Source organism: Candidatus Stygibacter australis (genome assembly GCA_030765845.1).
Classification (GTDB): domain Bacteria; phylum Cloacimonadota; class Cloacimonadia; order Cloacimonadales; family TCS61; genus Stygibacter; species Stygibacter australis.
Window position 1 is genome coordinate 1 of sequence record JAVCDJ010000070.1, and the last position, 20,032, is coordinate 20,032.

The 20,032-nt window shown below is 39.8% G+C and carries 16 protein-coding genes; 8 read left to right on the forward strand and 8 right to left on the reverse strand.

The features are described 5' to 3' along the window. Positions 1-324: 324 nt before the first annotated feature. From RAO94_04290 to RAO94_04300, 3 genes are read left to right on the forward strand one after another with little or no spacing between them, the layout of a single operon-like run. Positions 325-537, forward strand: coding sequence for a DNA-3-methyladenine glycosylase I (locus RAO94_04290; GenBank protein MDP8321554.1), 213 nt, complete (start codon positions 325-327; stop codon positions 535-537). Continuing rightward, a complete protein-coding gene (locus RAO94_04295; GenBank protein ID MDP8321555.1) occupies positions 500-1,375 on the forward strand; it encodes a GNAT family N-acetyltransferase in 876 nt (291 codons plus the stop codon). Before RAO94_04290 ends, RAO94_04295 begins: the two co-directional genes overlap by 38 nt. A 16-nt stretch (positions 1,376-1,391) precedes the next feature. After that, entirely contained in the window at positions 1,392-1,958 is a 567-nt protein-coding gene (locus RAO94_04300) for a DNA-3-methyladenine glycosylase I (protein MDP8321556.1), read from the forward strand. 241 nt (positions 1,959-2,199) lie between these two features. Here RAO94_04300 and RAO94_04305 read toward each other — a convergent pair whose 3' ends face one another. Then, positions 2,200-2,604 carry a four helix bundle protein gene (locus tag RAO94_04305; protein ID MDP8321557.1) on the reverse strand — a complete coding sequence of 135 codons (405 nt, stop codon included), beginning with the start codon at positions 2,602-2,604 and terminating at the stop codon, positions 2,200-2,202. A gap of 216 nt (positions 2,605-2,820) precedes the next feature. Beyond that, a complete protein-coding gene (locus RAO94_04310; GenBank protein ID MDP8321558.1) occupies positions 2,821-3,903 on the reverse strand; it encodes a YcjF family protein in 1,083 nt (360 codons plus the stop codon). A gap of 319 nt (positions 3,904-4,222) precedes the next feature. Between RAO94_04310 and RAO94_04315 the strand changes: the two genes are divergently transcribed. From RAO94_04315 to RAO94_04330, 4 genes are read left to right on the forward strand one after another with little or no spacing between them, the layout of a single operon-like run. Next, positions 4,223-5,497: a hypothetical protein gene (locus RAO94_04315; GenBank protein MDP8321559.1), complete on the forward strand. Its 1,275-nt coding sequence runs from the start codon at positions 4,223-4,225 to the stop codon at positions 5,495-5,497. 60 nt (positions 5,498-5,557) lie between these two features. Continuing rightward, on the forward strand, positions 5,558-6,784 hold the full coding sequence (locus tag RAO94_04320) for a PLP-dependent aminotransferase family protein (GenBank protein ID MDP8321560.1): 1,227 nt from the start codon (positions 5,558-5,560) through the stop codon (positions 6,782-6,784). Positions 6,785-6,800: 16 nt separating this feature from the next. Next, positions 6,801-8,171, forward strand: a complete 1,371-nt coding sequence (gene thrC / locus RAO94_04325; GenBank protein ID MDP8321561.1) for a threonine synthase — start codon at positions 6,801-6,803, stop codon at positions 8,169-8,171. Further along, complete coding sequence (locus RAO94_04330; GenBank protein MDP8321562.1) at positions 8,168-9,376, forward strand: cofactor-independent phosphoglycerate mutase; 1,209 nt, start codon at positions 8,168-8,170, stop codon at positions 9,374-9,376. Before thrC ends, RAO94_04330 begins: the two co-directional genes overlap by 4 nt. Before the next feature lie 30 nt (positions 9,377-9,406). On the opposite strand, the gene RAO94_04335 is transcribed toward RAO94_04330, so the two are convergent. The 4 genes from RAO94_04335 to RAO94_04350 are packed head-to-tail and all read right to left on the reverse strand — an operon-like array spanning position 9,407 to position 15,045. Continuing rightward, on the reverse strand, positions 9,407-11,764 hold the full coding sequence (locus tag RAO94_04335; GenBank protein MDP8321563.1) for a CotH kinase family protein: 2,358 nt from the start codon (positions 11,762-11,764) through the stop codon (positions 9,407-9,409). A 12-nt stretch (positions 11,765-11,776) separates the two neighbouring features. After that, the gene (locus RAO94_04340; GenBank protein ID MDP8321564.1) at positions 11,777-12,718 is read right to left on the reverse strand and encodes a formylglycine-generating enzyme family protein; all 942 of its coding nucleotides are present in this window, start codon (positions 12,716-12,718) and stop codon (positions 11,777-11,779) included. 10 nt (positions 12,719-12,728) lie between these two features. Continuing rightward, positions 12,729-14,537 (reverse strand): aryl-sulfate sulfotransferase, encoded by a 1,809-nt coding sequence (locus RAO94_04345; GenBank protein MDP8321565.1) that lies wholly within the window; start codon positions 14,535-14,537, stop codon positions 12,729-12,731. Between the two features lie 4 nt (positions 14,538-14,541). Then, positions 14,542-15,045, reverse strand: coding sequence for a cohesin domain-containing protein (locus tag RAO94_04350; GenBank protein ID MDP8321566.1), 504 nt, complete (start codon positions 15,043-15,045; stop codon positions 14,542-14,544). Between the two features lie 274 nt (positions 15,046-15,319). Here RAO94_04350 and RAO94_04355 point away from each other — a divergent pair, with 274 nt between their 5' ends. Next, positions 15,320-16,690, forward strand: coding sequence for an aminomethyltransferase family protein (locus RAO94_04355; GenBank protein ID MDP8321567.1), 1,371 nt, complete (start codon positions 15,320-15,322; stop codon positions 16,688-16,690). 26 nt (positions 16,691-16,716) lie between these two features. Here the strand turns inward: RAO94_04355 and RAO94_04360 are convergent, their stop codons facing one another. Continuing rightward, positions 16,717-17,859 carry a phosphatase PAP2 family protein gene (locus RAO94_04360; protein ID MDP8321568.1) on the reverse strand — a complete coding sequence of 381 codons (1,143 nt, stop codon included), beginning with the start codon at positions 17,857-17,859 and terminating at the stop codon, positions 16,717-16,719. Between the two features lie 304 nt (positions 17,860-18,163). Continuing rightward, positions 18,164-19,300: a hypothetical protein gene (locus RAO94_04365; GenBank protein ID MDP8321569.1), complete on the reverse strand. Its 1,137-nt coding sequence runs from the start codon at positions 19,298-19,300 to the stop codon at positions 18,164-18,166. Positions 19,301-20,032: the final 732 nt, after the last annotated feature.

Here is a 20,032-nt window from a genome sequence, read left to right on the forward strand (position 1 = left end):
TTCGACTGATGAAACTGTGAATGCTTGGAGTGAACTTTGTCGGTAAGCCGTGTGCGGGAAAACCGCATGCACGGTTTGACGAGGGGGACAGGTGGATAGAATAATTGAAGCCTGTCTCTACTCTACTGTGGTCAGTTGTTGATAATCTCTTTTTCGAACCACCATCTTTCGCATAATGTTAATGCACGAAAGAAGTAATAAGCCAGTTGTAGAAAATTCATTTGACATCGCAGGTAGTATATCTCAAGTTTAATTGAAATTATTAGACATAAGGTAAAATGAAAGAAATTGGAGTGAGTAATAGATAATAGTAAGGAGGTTATTATGAGATGTCCGTGGTGCGATTCAGATGAGCTTTACCGCAGCTATCATGATAAAGAGTGGGGTGTTCCTGCCAGAGATGACCGCACTCATTTTGAATTTCTGGTGCTGGAATCTGCTCAGGCAGGTTTAAGCGGGTACACTATTTTAAAGAAAAGAGAAAACTACCGGAAAGCTTATGATCTTAAAAGCAGTAGAAATTCAAGAATACATTAGTTCTGGTTTAATTACCAGTGCTGAAATAGTCGATAGACATTTTTCCAAATCCCAGTATCAGGATAAAATGAAGAAATTGTTTTCACGTCGGCATATTTTCTTATTGGCCAAAGCTAAGTTTATTCAGGGATATTTCTTTTGGACTGAAAAGGGAAATAATATTCAGGTTTATTTATATGTGAATCAGTCTTTTAGCGTAAACGATGCAGTCCAGTTAATCAAGCTGCTGGGTCAATCTTTTGAGCATCAAAGCCATAAATATATCATCATTTCTCATATTTTTGATTCTGTTAATATCCTCCAGCAAATATATAATTCAAATTGTTGCAATATCAATTCTGTTAGTAAAATGGAATTATCTGCCCCATTTGAAATAGATGCCAATTACATTGATAAGAGATATTCTGTTTCTACTGACTCTGATGAAAAAGAATTAGCTGATTTTCATTATACCTGCTATTTTGATGATAAGGAATATATGTTAGGTGACTGGAATGATTTGATTGATTACTTTTTTAAAAAGGAAGTGGGTAGAATAACGCTGATGTGCAGAAACGGGGATAAATTGATTGGGGCATGCCTGGGTTGGATATTTAATGACAGGAAGTATTTATTTTCCATTTGTGTGCATCCAGAACATCGAGGCAGAGGAATTGCAAAATACCTACTGCATAGATTTCTACAACATCATCCTCAGATAAGCTGCTATCTAACTGTTTATGAAGATAATATTGATGCAATAGCATTATATGAACATTTTGGGTTTGAAAAAACTATAACTACAACTATAATTTGTGAGAAACTGGAAATGAAAGAAATTGGCGAAAGTAATAGATAATAGTAAGGAGGTTATTATGAGATGTCCGTGGGGCGATTCAGATGAGCTTTACCGCAGCTATCATGATAAAGAGTGGGGTGTTCCTGCCAGAGATGACCGCACTCAATTTGAATTTCTGGTGCTGGAATCTGCTCAGGCTGGTTTGAGCTGGTACACTATCTTAAAAAAACGAGAAAACTACCGCAAAGCTTATGATAATTTTGAGCCGAAGCTTATAGCAACTTATGATGAGCGGAAATATAATGAATTGATGGCAAATGCCGGTATTGTCCGCAATAAACTGAAAATTGCTGCTTCGATCAATAATGCCCAAAGGTTTTTGGAGATCCAGAAGGAATTTGGGAGTTTCTCTAACTATATCTGGGGTTTTGTTAATGGCAAACCGATAATCAATCATTGGGAGACTATGGATAGTATTCCAGCTCACACGGAATTATCAGACAGGATAAGTAAAGGCCTGAAAAAGCGGGGATTTAAATTTCTGGGAAGCACTACTATCTATGCTCACCTGCAGGCTACGGGGCTTGTGAATGATCATCTGGTTTCTTGTGAACGGTGGTTGGAGTGTCAGGAGATCAAGTAAGATTTTTGTGGACGGAGTGGACGTTGTGGACTAAGTGGACGGGGTTGGTTTAGCTTTTTTTTCTATCTTGTTCTCTTTTTTGGGTTCTTACTTTGTATAGTCTTTCGGTGAAACCGCCCTGTTCTTCAAATTCTTTTGCCTGGGTGGCAACCTGGTGATCTAGCAGAGAACAGGCAACTGTGATGAGTACCTGGGCAGCATTGGCTGAGAATTCGGGATAGAGGTTTGAGGATTTTGTCCCTTAGGGATTTTGTGCTTGGCAGGCTGTTTTTATCCAGGCTGCTACTTCATCGGCGGTCTGGCAGCGAGCATCAATCAAGTTTTGCCTTAAGGGATTATTGCGATGCCATTGCTTTAAGCTTTTTTGTCTCAAGAAGTCTTCATAATCGAGTTTTAGTTCTTCCAGACTGGCACGGGCAACTTGGGTGAGTTTTAGTTCCGTTTTCTTTGAAGTAGCTGATGCCAGAGAACCTTCAGCTATATTTTGCTTACCACTTCGGGCTGCCTGTACCATCTGATCTTTTGTCCTGCTGAATTTATCTATATAGCGATCACAAAATCTTACTGTAATATCGTAAATTAGTTGTGACAATTTATAGCTTAGGGTATTGCGGTAACCTCCGTGTTTGGGGATCAGGTTTGGCATTTTTCATTTCCTCGCTTTTTGAATATGGGATGATTGGGGATTTTTGGGGGTGAGTGTCAAATGTTTTTTTTTGTGGACGGTGTGGACGAGGTGGACATAGTGGACGGGGTGTGGTTTGTTACTTCGTCCACATAGTCCACTGTGTCCACTACGTCCACAGGAATTTTTTGATGAAACCTCTTTACAAAACCTTCAAAGATTTATAAGTTAAGAAAATTATTCATTTAGATCTTCTTTAGGATGATCAGTCTTCTTATGCCTTTTGCCGATCTTGAATTTATATTTCGCCAGTTTATTTTCTTTCTTTTGCTTTATCGCAGCTTTTATAAATAATTTTTTGTATATTGCAGATTCCTCGATAGCAAGTGTCCTGATCTGACTTACTGCTTTTTGCGATGCACTCTTCACTGTTTTTGTTTTATCATATTTCTCAGAATATTTACAGTAATCCAAAGCAATATACCCAACTCTGAGAGTCAATAGTCCATTCAGCATCCCCTCAAACAAGCTGTCTGCCAGAAAGGAAGTAATAGAAGAAGCAATATCCACACCTGGGATTTTGGCAAAAATACTCTGTTCAAATGATTTAGCTGATATCTTCTTCACCAGTTCATCCACAGGGATATCAGAGATTCCTATTGCCATCAAGCCGCTGGCAAACACGTTCAGATATATTTCCAGCATTTCTTTCCAGTGCGGTTTCTGATTATAAAGATGTGCTATCTCCCAGATCATCTGTATTTGAATTTTCAGCAGTAGTATAGCATCTAATCCTGAATTTTGTGAAATCGCCGTGAAGATGAATACCTCATTGGCATATTTTTTTATCCTGCTATTGGCCACTTTATCAATCACCTGCTCGATATTTTTCAATACTTCCTGTATCTCCGGCACTTCCTCGGCATTCATCAATTCATTCTTTAATTCCAGATCAATATTAAAATGCTTAGTATAGCGTCGGAAATTTTTAATGATCCGCTTTTTATAATTGCTGTAAAATTTGATCTCTGCTTTACTTTGTGCTGCATCAATTAGTACTGTATCAATATCTGATTCAAGGCTTTTAACTTTCATCTGGGGGCGTTTTAGTGGCTTGGGTAAAAATATTAACTGCAATATGGGATATATGATCAAAACCATTATAATTAAAAATAAAAGCCAGGCAATTACTCCCCCACCTGTAACCACATTTTCTGCACTTACCGCAAACTGGTTAACCTGATTGATCAATACCAGTACAAAGAATATAGAAAGACCGATAATTATCGAAACCAGTATTCGCTTTAAACTTATTAACATTTCATCCTCCAGTTCCAGCCAGTAATTTTTATTCCACATCGAATGTACTCTATAAGCTGATTTTGTTGTTTATTGTCAATTGTTTTCAAAAGTAGAGCCATCCTCACCTTCATTTAAAAAAATCCTGGTTTTCAGTTGACTTCGTATGAATTCGATTACCAAAGGTGAAAAACTATTGACAGAATATTCCTAGCCGGAGTATTTATGAGAACGTGAGAGCATGATGCGACCCGACCTGTGAGATAAGCACTTAAGTGCTTTCACTTCAGTAAATTAGGTTATATTCTTAAATGTTAAAATAATAAAAAAGGGAGATGTTATGAAGTACAAGTTATTATCCAATTGCGATTTAAAGGCTATTGATGCTTTAAAGGAATTTCATGGTGGTGCTCAGAAGATCAGTGAAACAATTACTGAGATGAGAAAGTTGGAAACCAGGAAGGCTATCCTCAAAGAGAAAGGCTTCGGCGATATGATCGCTGATGCAGAAGAACTGGTAAAAAAGTTTCCCAAAGTAGATGTTTTTGAGAAACAGAATAATTTTGCCTGTAATTGCAAACTGGGGACAGCAACCAGTCAGGTTTCAGGCTGGCAGGGAGCCAGTGTAACCCATCATGCCATGAAGCGTATTGCAGCCAGCGCAGGGACAGATAATCCCTGTTATGTACCTTCAGAATGCATCTCAGTGGTAGCACTTACAGATAATTATATCTATAATGGAGATCTGATGGCTACTCTTGCCATGACTGAAAATATCATGAAATCCTGTAAATACTGCAGCACTAATTTGATTGGGATACCACAACTAACCAGCAGATTTAAAAAGCTTGAGGAAGTAACTGGTAGATTATTTGAAACCAATTGTGTGGATGATAAATATTCTGCTTTGATCTTAAAAAACCAGGGTACCTTCTTTGGTAATTTTGGTGGAATTGAAGTCTCAAATGATAATCATCTAATTTATCTTGATGGCGTTACCCGCACGGCTCTTGCAACCGGAAATGACTTTTTCCTGAACCCGAGCTGGAGTTCCATCATTGCTGCCTGCTATTATGGCAGAGATATTCCGAACCTGACTTTTAAGGTGTCAATGCTGCTGGCAACGCAGAACCTGATGCAGTTCCGGATGCTGCTAAATATTATCAGTGAATATATCAGAGATGATGGCACAACCCCGATCTATGAGATCAATGTAGGAAATGGAGCAACTGCTGAGACCTTTATCAAATGCGCCAAAGCTTTGGATGAAAGCGGGATCAAGGGAGTAAGTCTTTCTGCTCATATGTTCATCAATCCTGATTTGGGTATGGCGGACTTCAATTGGATTTCAAATGCTCATAAGGTGCTGGAAAGCGGAACAAATTTAACCTATAAATATGAAAGTGACGGCACTGCCCGTGAGATGGATACAATGGCAGCTTATTTTCTTTCGGAAGAGGAAAGAGAAGAAAATGCCACAAAGATTGGCGATGTTATCTTTTATAAATCACTCAAAGCTTCCCAGGATGGAAGAGATTTCATGAAGAAAGGCATCAAAACAGTATTTGGAGGAGCTTCTTACGAGAAGAAATGCTGCTGTAATTGCGATTGTTAGTTATCGATTGCTATAGCTGAGAAATAAATTACTGAAATTGGAATTCATTTTGGAGGAAAAATGATCAAGGATTGGAATGCGCGATTTTCGGACAATATCAAAGATTTTGGAGGGTATTCCATTGGAAAGATCTTCAAATATTTAAATAATCCGGAGATTATTTCTCTGGCAGGAGGACTGCCTTCACCAGACATGTTTCAAAAACATGAAATGAGACTGGCTTCGGCAAAACGCCTGGAGAATGATATTGATACTATTATGCAATATACCGGAGTACCGGGAGAAAAAGCTCTTATTGATGCCATAATTGGCTTTCTGAAACGCGATAACATAACCTTAAGTGCGGAAAATATAGTGGTTACATCCTCCGGGCAGCATGGACTTGATCTCACGGGGAGATTGTTCATAAATCCTGGAGACGCTATTATTATTGACCGACCCACCTTTGCAGGAGCAATTGTAGCTTTTCAAATGCAGCGTCCAGAGATCATCGGCATTGATATTGAGGATGATGGACCAAATGTGGAAGAATACAGAAGACAACTGGAATCCCTGAGAAAGCAGGGCAGGAAACCCAAATTCATCTATGTAGTCCCTGATTTTCAGAATCCCACTGGTATAACCACTAGTCTTAAGAAACGTGAAATACTGCTCGATCTAAGCTATGAATATGATGTTCCTATTATTGAGGATAGTCCTTATCGTGATCTCAGGTATACAGGAGAAACGATTCCTTCCATATTCTCACTTGATCAAAAAAGAGATGGCACGAATGTGATTGGTTTATATACTTTCTCCAAAATATTCTGCCCGGGCATCAGAGTGGGATTTAATATTGGAGCAGAAGAGGTTATCAGCCGCATGATCAATATTAAGGAAGGAAATGTCCTTAATACACCCAAATATAATCAGGATATGTGCACAGAATTTCTCACTGAAATGGGTCTTGATGAGCACATGAGCAAGTGCAGAAAGTATTATGGAGAAAAGCTGGATATATTTCTGGAAACCATGAAAGAATATTTTCCACCGGAATTGGGAGTACACTGGACAAAGCCCCAGGGAGGTCTTTTCCTCTGGGTGACAGTTCCTCCTGAAATTGACACCAATGAGCTGTTTCATGAGGCGATCAAATATAAAGTAGCCTTTGTGCCTGGTGATGTATTCTATGGGGAAAATCCTGCCAGCAATGCTATGCGTATCAATTTCTCATTTGCCACTAAGGAGCAACTCGCAGAGGCAGTTAAAAGACTGGCAAAATGCATTAGAGGGCAATTAAATAAATAATGATCAAGGAAATATAATGAGAGAATCAATAAAATACTATTCTACAAATCTGAAGGCTGCGGAAGTTAGCTTCCGTGATGCTCTGCTTAAGGGTATTGCACCTGACAGAGGGCTTTTCATGCCCAAAGAGATACCATCGTTTTCAGCTGATGAACTAACAGAACTGGCTTCACTAGAATATTATGAGATCGCCTCTGCGGTGCTTTATAAATTCCTGAAAGGTGAAATCCCCCAAACTGATCTTCTAAATCTTGCCAGGTCTGCCTATAATTATGAAGTTCCACTAGAACATGTATTTGAGCGTAAATACGTAATGCGGCTCGATCAAGGCCCCACAGCATCATTTAAGGATTTTGCTGCCCGAATGATGGGAAGATTGATGCAGTATTACTTGAAGACAGAAGATAGGAAATTATTGATACTTACAGCAACTTCGGGTGATACTGGCAGTGCAATAGCCAACGCTTTTTATGGTCTTGATAATATCAAATGCCTGGTTTTATTTCCCGAAAAAGAAGTTACTGACAGGCAGCGCAAGCAGATGACAACCCTGGGAAAGAATATCCAGATTGTGGGGCTAAATGCCAAATTTGACGACTGCCAGCATCTGGTAAAACAGGCCTTTGCAGACACTGACCTTGATTTTCTTAATCTCTCTTCCGCTAATTCCATTAATATTGGCAGAATCCTGCCCCAGATAGTATATTACTTTTATGCTTATGCAAAACTCAAAAAAGGTGCAGATGATAAGGTGATCTATTCTGTTCCATCCGGTAATTTTGGTGATATGATGGGCGGTATGATCGCCAGTAGAATGGGTTTACCTGTAAAGAAATATGTGATTGCCTGTAATGAAAATGATGAATTCCCTGTATTCCTGAAGACAGGACAATACAGGAAAATTGTCCCTTCTAAAAATTGCCTGTCCAGTGCGATGAACGTAGGTCACCCCAGTAATCTCTCCCGGCTGGTAGCCTTATATGGTGGAGCAATGGACGAAAAAGGTAATGTTTCCAAGGCACCGGATCTGGATAGAATGCGAAAAGATATTTTTGCGGTCAGTGTAAATGATAAACAAACCAAAGAAATGATCGCAAAAGCTTATCAGCAACATAAACTCCTTCTGGAACCCCATGGTGCTGTAGGCTGGTCAGGATTGGAATATTTCCTTGAAACCCATCCAGATTACAATAAGCCTGAGCAGTTATGCGTTTCTCTGGAAACTGCTCATCCAGCAAAATTCCCTCAGCAGATTGAGGAAATCCTTAAATTTGACCCTGAGCTCCCCCCCAGTCTGGAAGGTTTGGAAGAAAAGGAGGAGTCCTTTGATCTTCTGAAAAATGAATATGATGCCTTCAAAGAATACCTGATAAGGAAATATAAATGAAATATATGATCATACTTGGTGATGGGATGGCAGATCGCCCCATAAAATCCCGAGAAAATAAAACTCCCCTCCAACTCGCAAATATTCCCAGTATAGATAAATTATGTTCAATAGGCAGGACCGGGCAACTGGTAACTGTGCCACCCGATATGCCGCCTGGAAGTGAAGTAGCAAATCTGGCGGTTCTGGGATATGATGTATATAAGGTCTATCAGGGGCGTGGAGTACTGGAAGGTGCCAGTATGGGTGTAACCATTGAAGAAGGTGATCTGGCAATGAGATGCAATCTGCTCTGCCTGGAAGATGATAAGATAAAGAATCATTCTGCCGGACATATCACTACTTCGGAATCACATCTTCTAATAGATGCCCTGAATGAGGAGCTGTCTAATGACCAGATCAGGTTCTATAAAGGTATCAGCTTTCGGCATCTGTTGGTGATAAAAGGTGGAAATAATGACTTAAAATTTACTCCTCCACATGATGTGCCAGGAACTCCCTGGCGGGATGTGCTTATCGAGCCTACCAGTGATGATGGAATTGAAACTGCTAAAATCCTCAATGATCTGATCATTAAATCACAAGACGTTCTCCGAAACCATCCGGTTAATCTAAAAAGAAGAAAGGAAGGAAAAGACCCTGCTAATTCTGCCTGGTTCTGGTCTTCTGGATATAAACCTGCCATGAAAACACTTCAAGAGAAATATAATATCAAGGGAGCAGCGATATCTGCTGTCGATATTATTAAAGGACTGGGAATTTATGCTGGTATGGACGTAATTGAGGTAGAAGGTGCCACTGGACTGATAGATACTAATTATGAAGGGAAAGCTGAAGCAGCAATAAATGCTTTGAAAGACCATGATTTTGTATATCTACACGTGGAAGCAACTGATGAAGCAGGTCATGAAGGTAATATAGATAAAAAGATCAAAGCTCTCGAATATCTTGATAGCAGACTGGTTAAATATATCATGGAGCAGGCAGCGGATATGGATGAACCGGTTTCGATCGGCTTGATCCCTGATCACGCCACTCCCTGTGAGATCAGAACTCACACTCATGATGCAGTGCCTTTTGTGATCTATAATCCCACGTTGAAGGCAGATGAAGTTACCGAATACAATGAGTTTTCGGTTAAGAAGGGGTTTTATGGAGTGCTTAAGGGTGATGAGTTTATCAAGACACTCCTCGGGTTATTATAGTAATATCACCATAACCTGATATTCCGTCATTTATTTCAGTAGAGTGATCTTATTTATACGTGTCTCTGCACCACTAGTAAACCTGCAGAAGAAGACTCCACTTGCGCATGTATTGCCATGTTCATCTTCCCCATTCCAGGTCAGAGAATATTCTCCCATATCTAACTGACTATTGATCAGTGTTTTTACCTTTCTCCCCTTCAAGTTATAAATTGAAATATTAGTCTGTTGAGAAGCATCGGTTACGCTGTAATAAATTGTAGTCATTGGATTAAAGGGATTAGGATAATTCTTCAGGTATTGAGCCGGAGGAGGAGTATCTTCCGGGAAATCAAAGATCATCTGCAATAATGACTTCATGCTTTGAACACTTTCACTGTTTCCACTCAGGGCATTATTAAGCTCTTCAAATTCAGACCGATACTGCTGCAGATATTCTATATCATCAATACTCACGCCATAAGAAGTACCAGTGATCTGATGTTCATTACCCCAGTTTGCTCCTATACCGATCACATCATTTTCATCTATAATCCCGTCACCATTGGCATCAGCATAAGTGGCAGCATTTTCCGCCCAGGGTTCAGCTGTAAAACTCTGCCAGTTAAAGGAAATATTATCCCGTTCAGCTCCTTCCAGCAGGAAATTAATACCAATTGGAAGAATATCATATTCATCAACCACACCATTATTATCACAATCTCCTGGATATACGGAAAGCACTGAGATTTGCTGCCAGATAGCATCAGCGCGATCCTGGATGAAAGTTCTTAGTCCGGGTATAGTCTGCCCCATGCCCACCATCACATCATCATCACTATTGGTGAGGAAGTCCTGATAAGAATAGAATTTATTAGGGTCAGCCATCACATAAGGATCGATGAATGCTTTAAGTTCATCAATACGGGCTGAGAGTGTATCATAAGAGGCAGAAGTTTCCAGCAGCAACCTGATCTCATCCAGATATTCCTCTCTAAGAGAAGCATTTTCCAGAATACGCCTATTAAGAGGTCTGTCATCCAGATTAGGAATATCCAGCACATTCAGGTTTACCACATCCCAGTTGTTCTTATAAGCCCCAAAAGACTCATTCATGTCCCAGGGGATAAATTGCAGCCGGTCAGCAATCTGATCATGATAAAGGTAAAAATTGCGCCCGGAACCAGGATAGCTGTCAAAATTCGAAAGCACCATACTAAAAGCCAGCATTTGAGCTGCCTGCTGCAAGTCAATCTGAGGATCAACCAGCGTGATCAGTTCCTCATCAGAGCAATTATTAAGATCGTCAAGCATCTGCACCAGATCGCTCCAGTCATTAGCATCTTCATTGGTTTTTAGCTCATATTCATCATAGTAATCCTCCTGGTCAGAACCAATATAGAGCATGGTTGCACCATCATCAGCAGCTTTATAAAGATTACCTGGAATCTCATCGAAATTCTGAGCGATAAAGTATTCATCTATCTGCTCTACCTGAGTATAGAGTCCAATCAGTTCACCATCTACATAGATATTTGCAAAAGCTGTTCTGGACGAGGGAGTTATCTTACGAGCAACTTCATAGGAAAGCACTTCCCTGAGAAAGCTGGGATCATTGATGCAATTTGAGAAATTAAGCTTGGAAACTCCATGCAGGATCTCCCCATCAAACTTATCAAATTTCATCTTAAAAGGCTTTTTGGGAGAATTGATAGATTGCACATAAGAAGAATTACCCTTATAGCGAACCCCCACATTTTCCAGCACCAGAGTGTCATTAAAGGTAACCTGCACAGGTATATATTCTTCTCCATTTTCATACCAGTAAGCCAGAGTATCAGCCCAGTTCTCGATATCAAAGTGAAGGTCATATCTATATACCACATCAGGCAGGAAAAGCTCACTTGAAGTATCTTCCACCGGCAAATAATCATTCTGGTTTTCTGCCAGAAACGAAGGATACATCTGAATAAAGTCACCACTTCCATTCGGATAACGCCCCATACTGATGTCAGTAAGCTGCACTCCAAAAGTGATCTCGTCAATCACATTAAGGTCAGTATCACTAAGAATGATCACTTCCCCTGAAGCTGATATTTTAAAATTCGCATGGTTATCACCTTGCTCTTCTTCTTCATCACACCAGATTGCCAAATATTCTCCAGCATGGATGGACATTGCCGGGAAGGTCCACTTTGCATGATCATTATCTTTGTCCGAAAGATGCCAGCCCGTGAGATCTATCTCTTCTGTACCAGTGTTATAAAGCTCAATCCAGTCATCAAAATCACCATTAGGGTCTGAGCCTGCGTTATCATTTGAAGCCAGAAATTCATTTATTACTATGCTCTGGCTGAATAATAAACTACCTGCTGCCAGCAGAATCAGGAATATTATATGTCTATTCATGTCATACTCCCTTTAATCCGTTACAGGCAACACTGTGCGGAAGCCAATCAAATAATAATAATAACAGGGAGCGTAAAATGTACGGTTAGTTGCACGCAGATACTCAGCATGATTTGCCCAGCTTCCCCCTCTGATGGAATGCCAGCTACCTGATTCAGGACCCGCTGGATCTATCTGTGAATCTGCAGTATAGCCACTATACCAGTCATGACACCATTCCCAGAGATTTCCACTCATATCATATAATCCATAAGCATTTGGTAAACCTGATCTCACCTGATGTGTACCATACTGAGGATCATCTCCCCCATATTCCCAGGAATTCCCATACCAAACCGCATTGCTGTTAAATTCTGTAGAATCAGCAGCATTTGCCGGATAGGGATCATAATCCTTACCCCAGTAAAAATCAGTGGTTGCATTACCCCGATAAGCAAATTCCCATTCAGCTTCCGTAGGCAGACGATAACCTGATTTTGTTATGTCGCTGGTCATATCTTCAAGCTCACATAAATTACCAGGCGTGCCGCTAATACTCGTATATGAATATACACTGTCCAATCCTGCAAAACGACTGAGTGCATTGCAATAAAGCACAGCATCTCCCCATTCCAGTGTATAAGCAGGATATTCATCTCCTACGCCATAGGGATTATTCCAGTCCGGTAATATATAATCAGCATAAGCAGCGGTCATCACACTGTCATATTCAGCCTGAGTAACTTCGCTTTCATCCATCCAGAAATCTCTACCGAAACTTACATTATGAACAGGAGATTCATCTTCATAATCTGTTTCCGAGCCCATCTCAAATTGGGCATCAGCAGCTTCGATCAACACCATTCCAGGCATTGTTTCATCATCAATATCAGTTGTATTGTCATCATCACTGCAGGAAAGCATTATCAGTGATAAAAGGGTAATTAATATTATCGCTATTATTGATCTATTCATGACCATCTCCTTATTTCATTAAGATCATTTTTCTGGTTGATATATGATCACCATTTGCTAATTTATATAAATAAATACCAGAAGGTACTGTGTTACCATATTTGTCTTTTCCTTCCCAGACCACATTTTTCTGACCTGCCTGCAATTGCTCATCCACCAGGGTTATCACCTTTTGTCCTTTCAGATTATAAATTCCCAGTTCAGTATTTTCAGCAGCATTATTGATCACAAAACTGATCGTAGTGGATGGATTAAAGGGATTAGGATAATTTCCCAGCAGCACTACAGAGTCGATCTCATCCTCATTTATTGCACTCACTGGAGTCAATTCAATAATCAGCTCTACCACCTGATTAGCTGCCAGTTCAATATCTTCACCATATTCATAAAACTCATAACCTTCATGTTCACAGTTCAATTCATAAGTTCCTGCCGGGATTTCAATTGAGAAATTGCCATCTTCATCACTCTCTACTTCAAATTCACCAATAGTGATCACTGCTTCTGAGATAGCCAGAGAGGTAATTTCATCAGTAACTGTTCCAGTAATTTCTCCATTAGGATATAATGCTGCTAAACCGGGATAATCTATTCCGTAGCGAAGGCAGCGCGCAATCTCAGAAGTTGTATTCTTTGACCATTGTATGGCACCAGATTCATCTACTTCAAACATATCACCACTGGTAGATTCGCAGATCAGCGTATTGCCATTTGGCAGACGCTGAACGCTGCCCAGATGATTGGAATAAAATCCTGTCCCGTTTGAATATTGCCACACTGGCAGTTCAGGAGCAAAAGAAGTTCCTGGTGTCCAGTTGTAATTATAAGTATTTTCATAAGGCGGCTCTATTTCTACTACTTTTGACTGATGGTTATTATCCCCGTTATTAAAAGCCATTAAATTTCCTGCTCCAGGACAGTCAGGTGGCACCCAGTAGGCACAATGTACCACTTCAAAGTTATAGCTGCCATCTGCACCATAATTATCAGGATTACCCCAGCGATAGAGAATATCTCCACCCATTCCGCTATTGCCACCTGCGTGACCGGCAGCTTCTTCCGTTGTTGTACTGTGGTCTATCACATAGATTTCATCCATAAAATGAGAACTGATCACTATCTGATCAAGCACTTCATTATAATCTATTCCATTAATATGCAGCCAGTCACCTCCACCGCCACCAGGTCCTCCCCCGGCACCGCCAAGATTAATGTCCAATAGCTCTGGATGATCTTCCACTACTCCATAATTTAATTTTGTAGGGTCATGATCCTGGATCAAATGATCCCAGAAATGCCATTCCCACACAACTTCTCCCCCAGTTGTTCCACTCGGCTCTATCTCAACAAGATAATCGGGCCACAAAGTTAATGCCGTTGTGCGTCCATTGGCAAGACTTTCTGCTCCAGTTTTTATTTCCCAGCTGATTAACAGAATATTGCCATTGGGCATGGGCTCAATATCATGATGAGGTAAATAATCATTACCATAGTATTCAAATTCCCACACAGTATCAGCATCCCAGTCCAGTTTCTCAAACCTGCCACTGCTGGCTCCTCCCTGCATGGGAGTATTTGGTACACTTACTGGTCGCAGCAATAAGCCGTCTTCAAGAAGGTAGGTTGAATATCCTCCCGAATTAGAACTATACCACGTGTGAACTGTATCCCCCTCCATATCCAGTAAATAAGTGTTATGACTCCCATTGGGGCTATATAGCGTATACCCCTCATACGCTTCCTGGGCACATAATACCCCTGTTATTAATATCAATAGTACTATCAGTTTAATCCTGCTCAAAATAAACCTTCCTTTCATTTTATTAATTTATTTCTAATTCAGCTTCCTGAGATACCTGATATTCACATTCTATCAGATTCCCATCTTCATCATAGGCATTTATCTCGCTCTGAATAATATTAAATTGTGTGATTCCTGCATTCTCACAATTGAATGTAAGCTGACACAACATGCCTGTATTCGCTACTGGCTGCTCATCCTGCTGCAATGTCATTGATATGTGAACAATTCCATTTTCTGCCTGAACAAATACAAGACTATTATCTGAAAATATCTCGCCAGTTACTATTTCTGATTGATTGTCATAAGAAAGATATTCTTCATCATACTCTAATTGCAGACACAAGCCAAAAATAGGCTCAGTACACTCATCAACCAATATCTTTAGTTCAATATCTTCCCCAACATTTGCCGAACTCTCCACTAAATATGGAGTTAACTCTATCTTACTCTCTACAGTAGCAGCATCGTCAAGAGCACATCCTGCTAATAATATTAATCCGATTATAACCATAATCCATTTCATAGTGCCTCCTTATTTATTATTGACCTTGATAATATTATTTCCCTGCAAAATAATTTATTCTAGTACTGTTTTCTTTTTTTCCCACCTCCCTCAAATCCTGCCCCAGTGCTCAGCAAACTGCACTCCAAACAACACCACATTTTTTTGTTGTGTCGTTTCGAGTGCAGTTACCGGTTGATTGGCTGATTGCTGTCTGAAGGCTGATAGTTATTTTTTTTGACAAAAATAATGCCTGTTATTTTTTAACATGAATTATAAGAATTGAGGAGCTATTATGGTAAAACAGGGATTTAATTTTCCTGAGCAACCGCGGCAAACTGCGGTGGCTGAAGTTGAAGAATGGTATCAGCGCCATTTAGCAGAACGATTAGGACGGGAATACGTGCCTATCCGTCGCAGTAATTTTGGTGAATATGATATGGCAGTAAATTATCTTTCGACTGTATTGGAAGAAGCCAAAGCTATAGAAAAATTATCTATTTTCAATATTGACCATATGGCACAACTGGAATTCAAGGGAAGTGATGCAGTTAAATTGCTTGATCGTGTTTTGCCTGCTGATGTGGCAGGTATGAAAATCGGGCAATGCAAATATTCTCTGCTATTGAACCAACTGGGTGGTGTGCTGGATGATCTGATCATGATGCGGATGGCAGAAGATGAATTCATCCTTGTGATCAATGCTGGTCATGACATTACTGACGAGAGTCAAGGCAAGATCGCTGATCTGGATTTTATCTTAACATTTAAGCTGGAAGATGAAGATGTGATCGCCACTGATATTTCTGATCAACTGGTTAAAATTGATGTCCAGGGACCTCTATCATATAAGCTGATAACCACATTGTATGGAGATAGTGTAATAAAGAATCGCCATAAACCAGATAAGAATATGCGCTATTTCACTTTTAATGAATTTAAGCATAAAGGTGAGAAATATATTATCAGTCGAACAGGCTATACCAGCCGCTGGGGCTGGGAACTTTATATTCCTGTAGCGAAAGCTATTGAGCAATTCCAGCGGATACTCGTGCTGGCACTTGATCTGGGTGGATTACTAGTAGGTCTCGGCGGTAGAGATGAAAACCGGATTTCGGCAGGAAATTTTGGTTTACCATTAAATGGCAGTGAATACACTCCAGATACCACTCCCACAAATTGTCCCTTATTCGCAGCAGCAATTGATATGAATAAACCTGAATTTGTCGGCAGATCAGTACTGGAGCAGGAAATAAAAGCTGGTATTGATAAACGTATGGTGCTCTTTATTACTGAAGGTATCGTCTCAGGTCGCGGAATATATAAGGATGGTGTTAGACTGGGCAAGGTTACTTCCAGTATTAATTCACCTAATGTAAGTGAAGAAAAAAGAGACTTTATCAGATCAAGCCGTAAGTCAGTTACTGGAGACCATGGTACAGCAGCTATTGGATTAGGCTGGCTGGAGCATAATCCCTTTGAAATTGACTCTGAAGGAAATGATATACTGCAAATAGATGACAAACCAGTCCGTATTAGAGTAGAATTTTATCGTGAAGATGAAAATGGTAAACCTAAAGGAAAACCCGTATTGGGATATATTTCTGGTGATGGTGTGAATGTAGCTACAGCACCTAAGCCATTAAAAAATATACAAAACTTGTAGGATTAAGTTCCTGCAGCCTCTGTCCCCTACCTCCCTCTGGGGGCAGAGGTACTTTTTCGCCCGTATTTCTGTGATACTTCCTTACTCCCAACTGAATAATTCAATTCAATATTTTTATCCTCAGGAATATATACTAAGATTTCCTGCTGCATTTCAGTAAAGAATCCCCTCATATCCTGGCTGAAGTCCACTTCATAGGTACCACCTGACAACTCAGTATCTAATTTATAGTTAATATTTGATTTGGGAAAACCAAAACCCTGAAAATACCATTGAATATAGAGCTTATCGGAAGGGATTATTTCGATATCTCCATTATAGAATGTTAAGTTAAGCAGTAGTGTGTCTGCCAGAGCATAATCTTTTCCTTCTATCAGCACCCTGTGCTTTTTATCACGGGGAGTGGCAAGTAGTGCGCCAATAATGATCAGGCAAAACACGACACTGAATCCCACAGTCATTACCCGTTTCTTGCCCTGGGGAAGCTCTTTTGCCTTGACCTTTAGATCGGGTGAAAATTTAAATAAATGAAAGAGCACTACTGCCGAGATATAGACAATTGCAGCACTCCAGATCACGTCTGAAAGGAAGTGCCCCCCTTGCAGCATACGGGTATAGCCAATCAATCCTCCCCCAAATATTCCTGCTGCCAGGCCTATTCCGGCTATAAATTTCTTTCTTTTCCTGTATAAAATATAAATTCCAAAGAAATAAAAGCCCATGGAGGCATGACCACTGGGAAAGGATTTCCCGGGACTGCTGCTGTCATACGCAAGTGGTGCTTCATATTGATATTTACCCCCGAATTCCGTGATTGACCTGGGTCGGGGACGCCCAAAATTTTCTTTCAGTACCGTATTAACCAGCAGACCGGGAGCGACTACCATCAGAGCAACCAGGTAAATATATATTTTGCGATAGGGCGCAAAGCGCTTGAAATTATACCCTAGAATGATCCCGATCAGGGCAAATACCGACAGCAGCAAAGCCGGTACACTGGAATAATCAAATAATTGCTTCCAGGGTGCCTCTTTTGCCTGAGTCCAACCCGTAGATTGATCATAAAAACCTTTCTCAATACGGATATCAAGATCAGTTAAGTTAAAGATTGCCGTGACTGCCAGCAGCAGCAGACATATAATGATAATTTCTTTATAATATTTTTTCATAGGTTCACAGATAATTTTATTACTAATTCCACGCAAGATATTTTTTACTACACCACAGCCCAAAGAGTCCAACCACAGAAAACACTGAATTACACAGAAAGGAAATATATAAAGCTAATTACACTAACTAAACAAGTAATGAATTCTTTTCTTACATTACATTTTCAGTGCCTTTCTGTGCCTTCAGTGGTTAAAAGTCTTACATTACATTATCCGTGTTGTCCGTGGTACAATCTCTTACATTACATTTCTCTGTGTCCTCAGTGACCTCTGTGGTGAAAACTCTTACATTACATTCCTCGTCTCACGACTCACTTCTCACGAAATGTCGGATAAAGCACCTTCGTCTTTTATGCTGCCTGCGGTCGAAGAATTTCCACTGATCCTGCACCTTATTATTTGTCTCAAGCTCAGGATTGCTCTCTGCCCTATCAATACCATTCCTGATATAACTCTCGATCAATTGGCTTAAAATAAGGGCATTAGCCCCCTTTCCCTGCAGTTCCGGTCGTACTCCTATCAGATATAGATCAATGATATCTTTCTTTTTCAAAGCCCTCAGGATATGGATAAATCCCAAGGGAAACAGCGAACCTTTAGCTTTTTGAAATGCTCTTGATAACGAGGGAAAGGTCAGTCCAAATGCTGCTACCCTATCATTTTTATCCAGTATAAGGCTGATATATTCCGGATTGGCAAGGCTGATGTATTGCTTGATATATAATGTGATCTGCTTCTCACTGAGTGGGATAAAGCCATATAGGTCTTTATATGAGTTGTTCAATACCTCAAATACATCATATAAGTATGGTTTCAACTGGCCGATCTTAGTCGCATGAATAATCCGTAAATTGTTCTTTTTCTGCACTATCCCGGCTATTCGCGTAATTCTTTCCGGCACTTCTGCTGGGATCTTGATCTCATATTCTATCCAGTCAGCATCTTTCTCGTAGCCAAGTTCTCTCAGATGCTCGGGGTAATAGGGATAATTATAGATAGTTGCAATAGTAGATTCTTCTTCAAACCCTTCTATCAGCATTCCTTCAGGGTCAAGATCAGTAAATCCCAGAGGACCATGAACTGCTGTCAAACCTTTTCCCTCTGCCCAGTTCTCTACTTCATTGATCAGGGCTTGGGATACTTCCTTATCATCAATAAAATCTATCCAGCCAAACCGGCAGTATCTGTCATTCCACTTTTCTATATATTTATGGTTTATGATCCCAGCAATTCTGCCCACTATTCTATTATTCTTATATGCCAGCCATTGTCTGGATTCACAGAATTCAAAAGCCGGGTTCTTTACCGGGTCAAATAGACTCATTTCGTCATTTGATAGTTGGGGTATCCAGTATTTATTGCCTTTATAGAGCTTGCCGGGAAAGTTAACAAAACTTCTTAGCTGACGTTTATTTCTCACTTCTTTGATCAATATTTCCATACTTCCTGCCTTAAAACTCACTGCTGATTATATTTGAGTGATATCAGTTCAAGTCTGTAAACGAACAAAATCACACTACCAAAAATGTCAAATCTAATTAGTTAAATAATAGAAAATAACTAACTTCTCCTTCAGTCAAAATAGTCCACAAAGACGATTCTGACAAAGAAATTTAGGTTACGATCTGATGAGTGTGCCTATTTAACCCTAAGTGAAATTTATCACTCAAAATTAAACTTTAACCACTATGGCATTCATATCTCGTAAAAGTATGGAATGAAAACAGGCATCCCCCTGTTTTTCTTTGAATTTTGTATTATAAATAATTGAATTAGAACATGTTACATCATGCTATTTAATCAAATTAGATTACACCCTGAAGGGGTGATATTACAATAGCTACGGGTAAAACCAGTGGAAGATAAAGCAACAAATATACCCCACCCCATCTCGTTTTCGGCGTAGCCGAAAACGAGATGGGGTGGGGACTTCATGTGATTTTGAATCCATGGGTTCCACCCATGGCTATTATTGTGATGCCCCTGCAGGGCATTTTTGAAGTCAGTAAAATATTTTAATTTCGGGAGGATGCGAATATGGAATGAAAACACTCATCCCCCCGAAATTAAAATATACTGAACAAAATTAGAGTAAAATAAATATGTAACAAATAGCATAATATACTTGTATAAAAACATAGCTCCTAATAATATGACATCGACTAAAATAAAA

Bases quoted from the DNA above. Each gene is read 5' to 3' on its own strand.
- RAO94_04305 (MDP8321557.1), bottom strand. From the start codon at position 2,604: ATGCCAAACCTGATCCCCAAACACGGAGGTTACCGCAATACCCTAAGC.
- RAO94_04350 (MDP8321566.1), bottom strand. From the start codon at position 15,045: ATGAAATGGATTATGGTTATAATCGGATTAATATTATTAGCAGGATGT.
- RAO94_04335 (MDP8321563.1), bottom strand. From the start codon at position 11,764: ATGAATAGACATATAATATTCCTGATTCTGCTGGCAGCAGGTAGTTTA.
- RAO94_04320 (MDP8321560.1), top strand. From the start codon at position 5,558: ATGATCAAGGATTGGAATGCGCGATTTTCGGACAATATCAAAGATTTT.
- RAO94_04300 (MDP8321556.1), top strand. From the start codon at position 1,392: ATGAGATGTCCGTGGGGCGATTCAGATGAGCTTTACCGCAGCTATCAT.
- RAO94_04295 (MDP8321555.1), top strand. From the start codon at position 500: ATGATCTTAAAAGCAGTAGAAATTCAAGAATACATTAGTTCTGGTTTA.
- RAO94_04365 (MDP8321569.1), bottom strand. From the start codon at position 19,300: ATGGAAATATTGATCAAAGAAGTGAGAAATAAACGTCAGCTAAGAAGT.
- RAO94_04330 (MDP8321562.1), top strand. From the start codon at position 8,168: ATGAAATATATGATCATACTTGGTGATGGGATGGCAGATCGCCCCATA.
- RAO94_04315 (MDP8321559.1), top strand. From the start codon at position 4,223: ATGAAGTACAAGTTATTATCCAATTGCGATTTAAAGGCTATTGATGCT.
- RAO94_04290 (MDP8321554.1), top strand. From the start codon at position 325: ATGAGATGTCCGTGGTGCGATTCAGATGAGCTTTACCGCAGCTATCAT.
- RAO94_04360 (MDP8321568.1), bottom strand. From the start codon at position 17,859: ATGAAAAAATATTATAAAGAAATTATCATTATATGTCTGCTGCTGCTG.
- RAO94_04340 (MDP8321564.1), bottom strand. From the start codon at position 12,718: ATGAATAGATCAATAATAGCGATAATATTAATTACCCTTTTATCACTG.
- thrC (MDP8321561.1), top strand. From the start codon at position 6,801: ATGAGAGAATCAATAAAATACTATTCTACAAATCTGAAGGCTGCGGAA.
- RAO94_04310 (MDP8321558.1), bottom strand. From the start codon at position 3,903: ATGTTAATAAGTTTAAAGCGAATACTGGTTTCGATAATTATCGGTCTT.
- RAO94_04345 (MDP8321565.1), bottom strand. From the start codon at position 14,537: ATGAAAGGAAGGTTTATTTTGAGCAGGATTAAACTGATAGTACTATTG.
- RAO94_04355 (MDP8321567.1), top strand. From the start codon at position 15,320: ATGGTAAAACAGGGATTTAATTTTCCTGAGCAACCGCGGCAAACTGCG.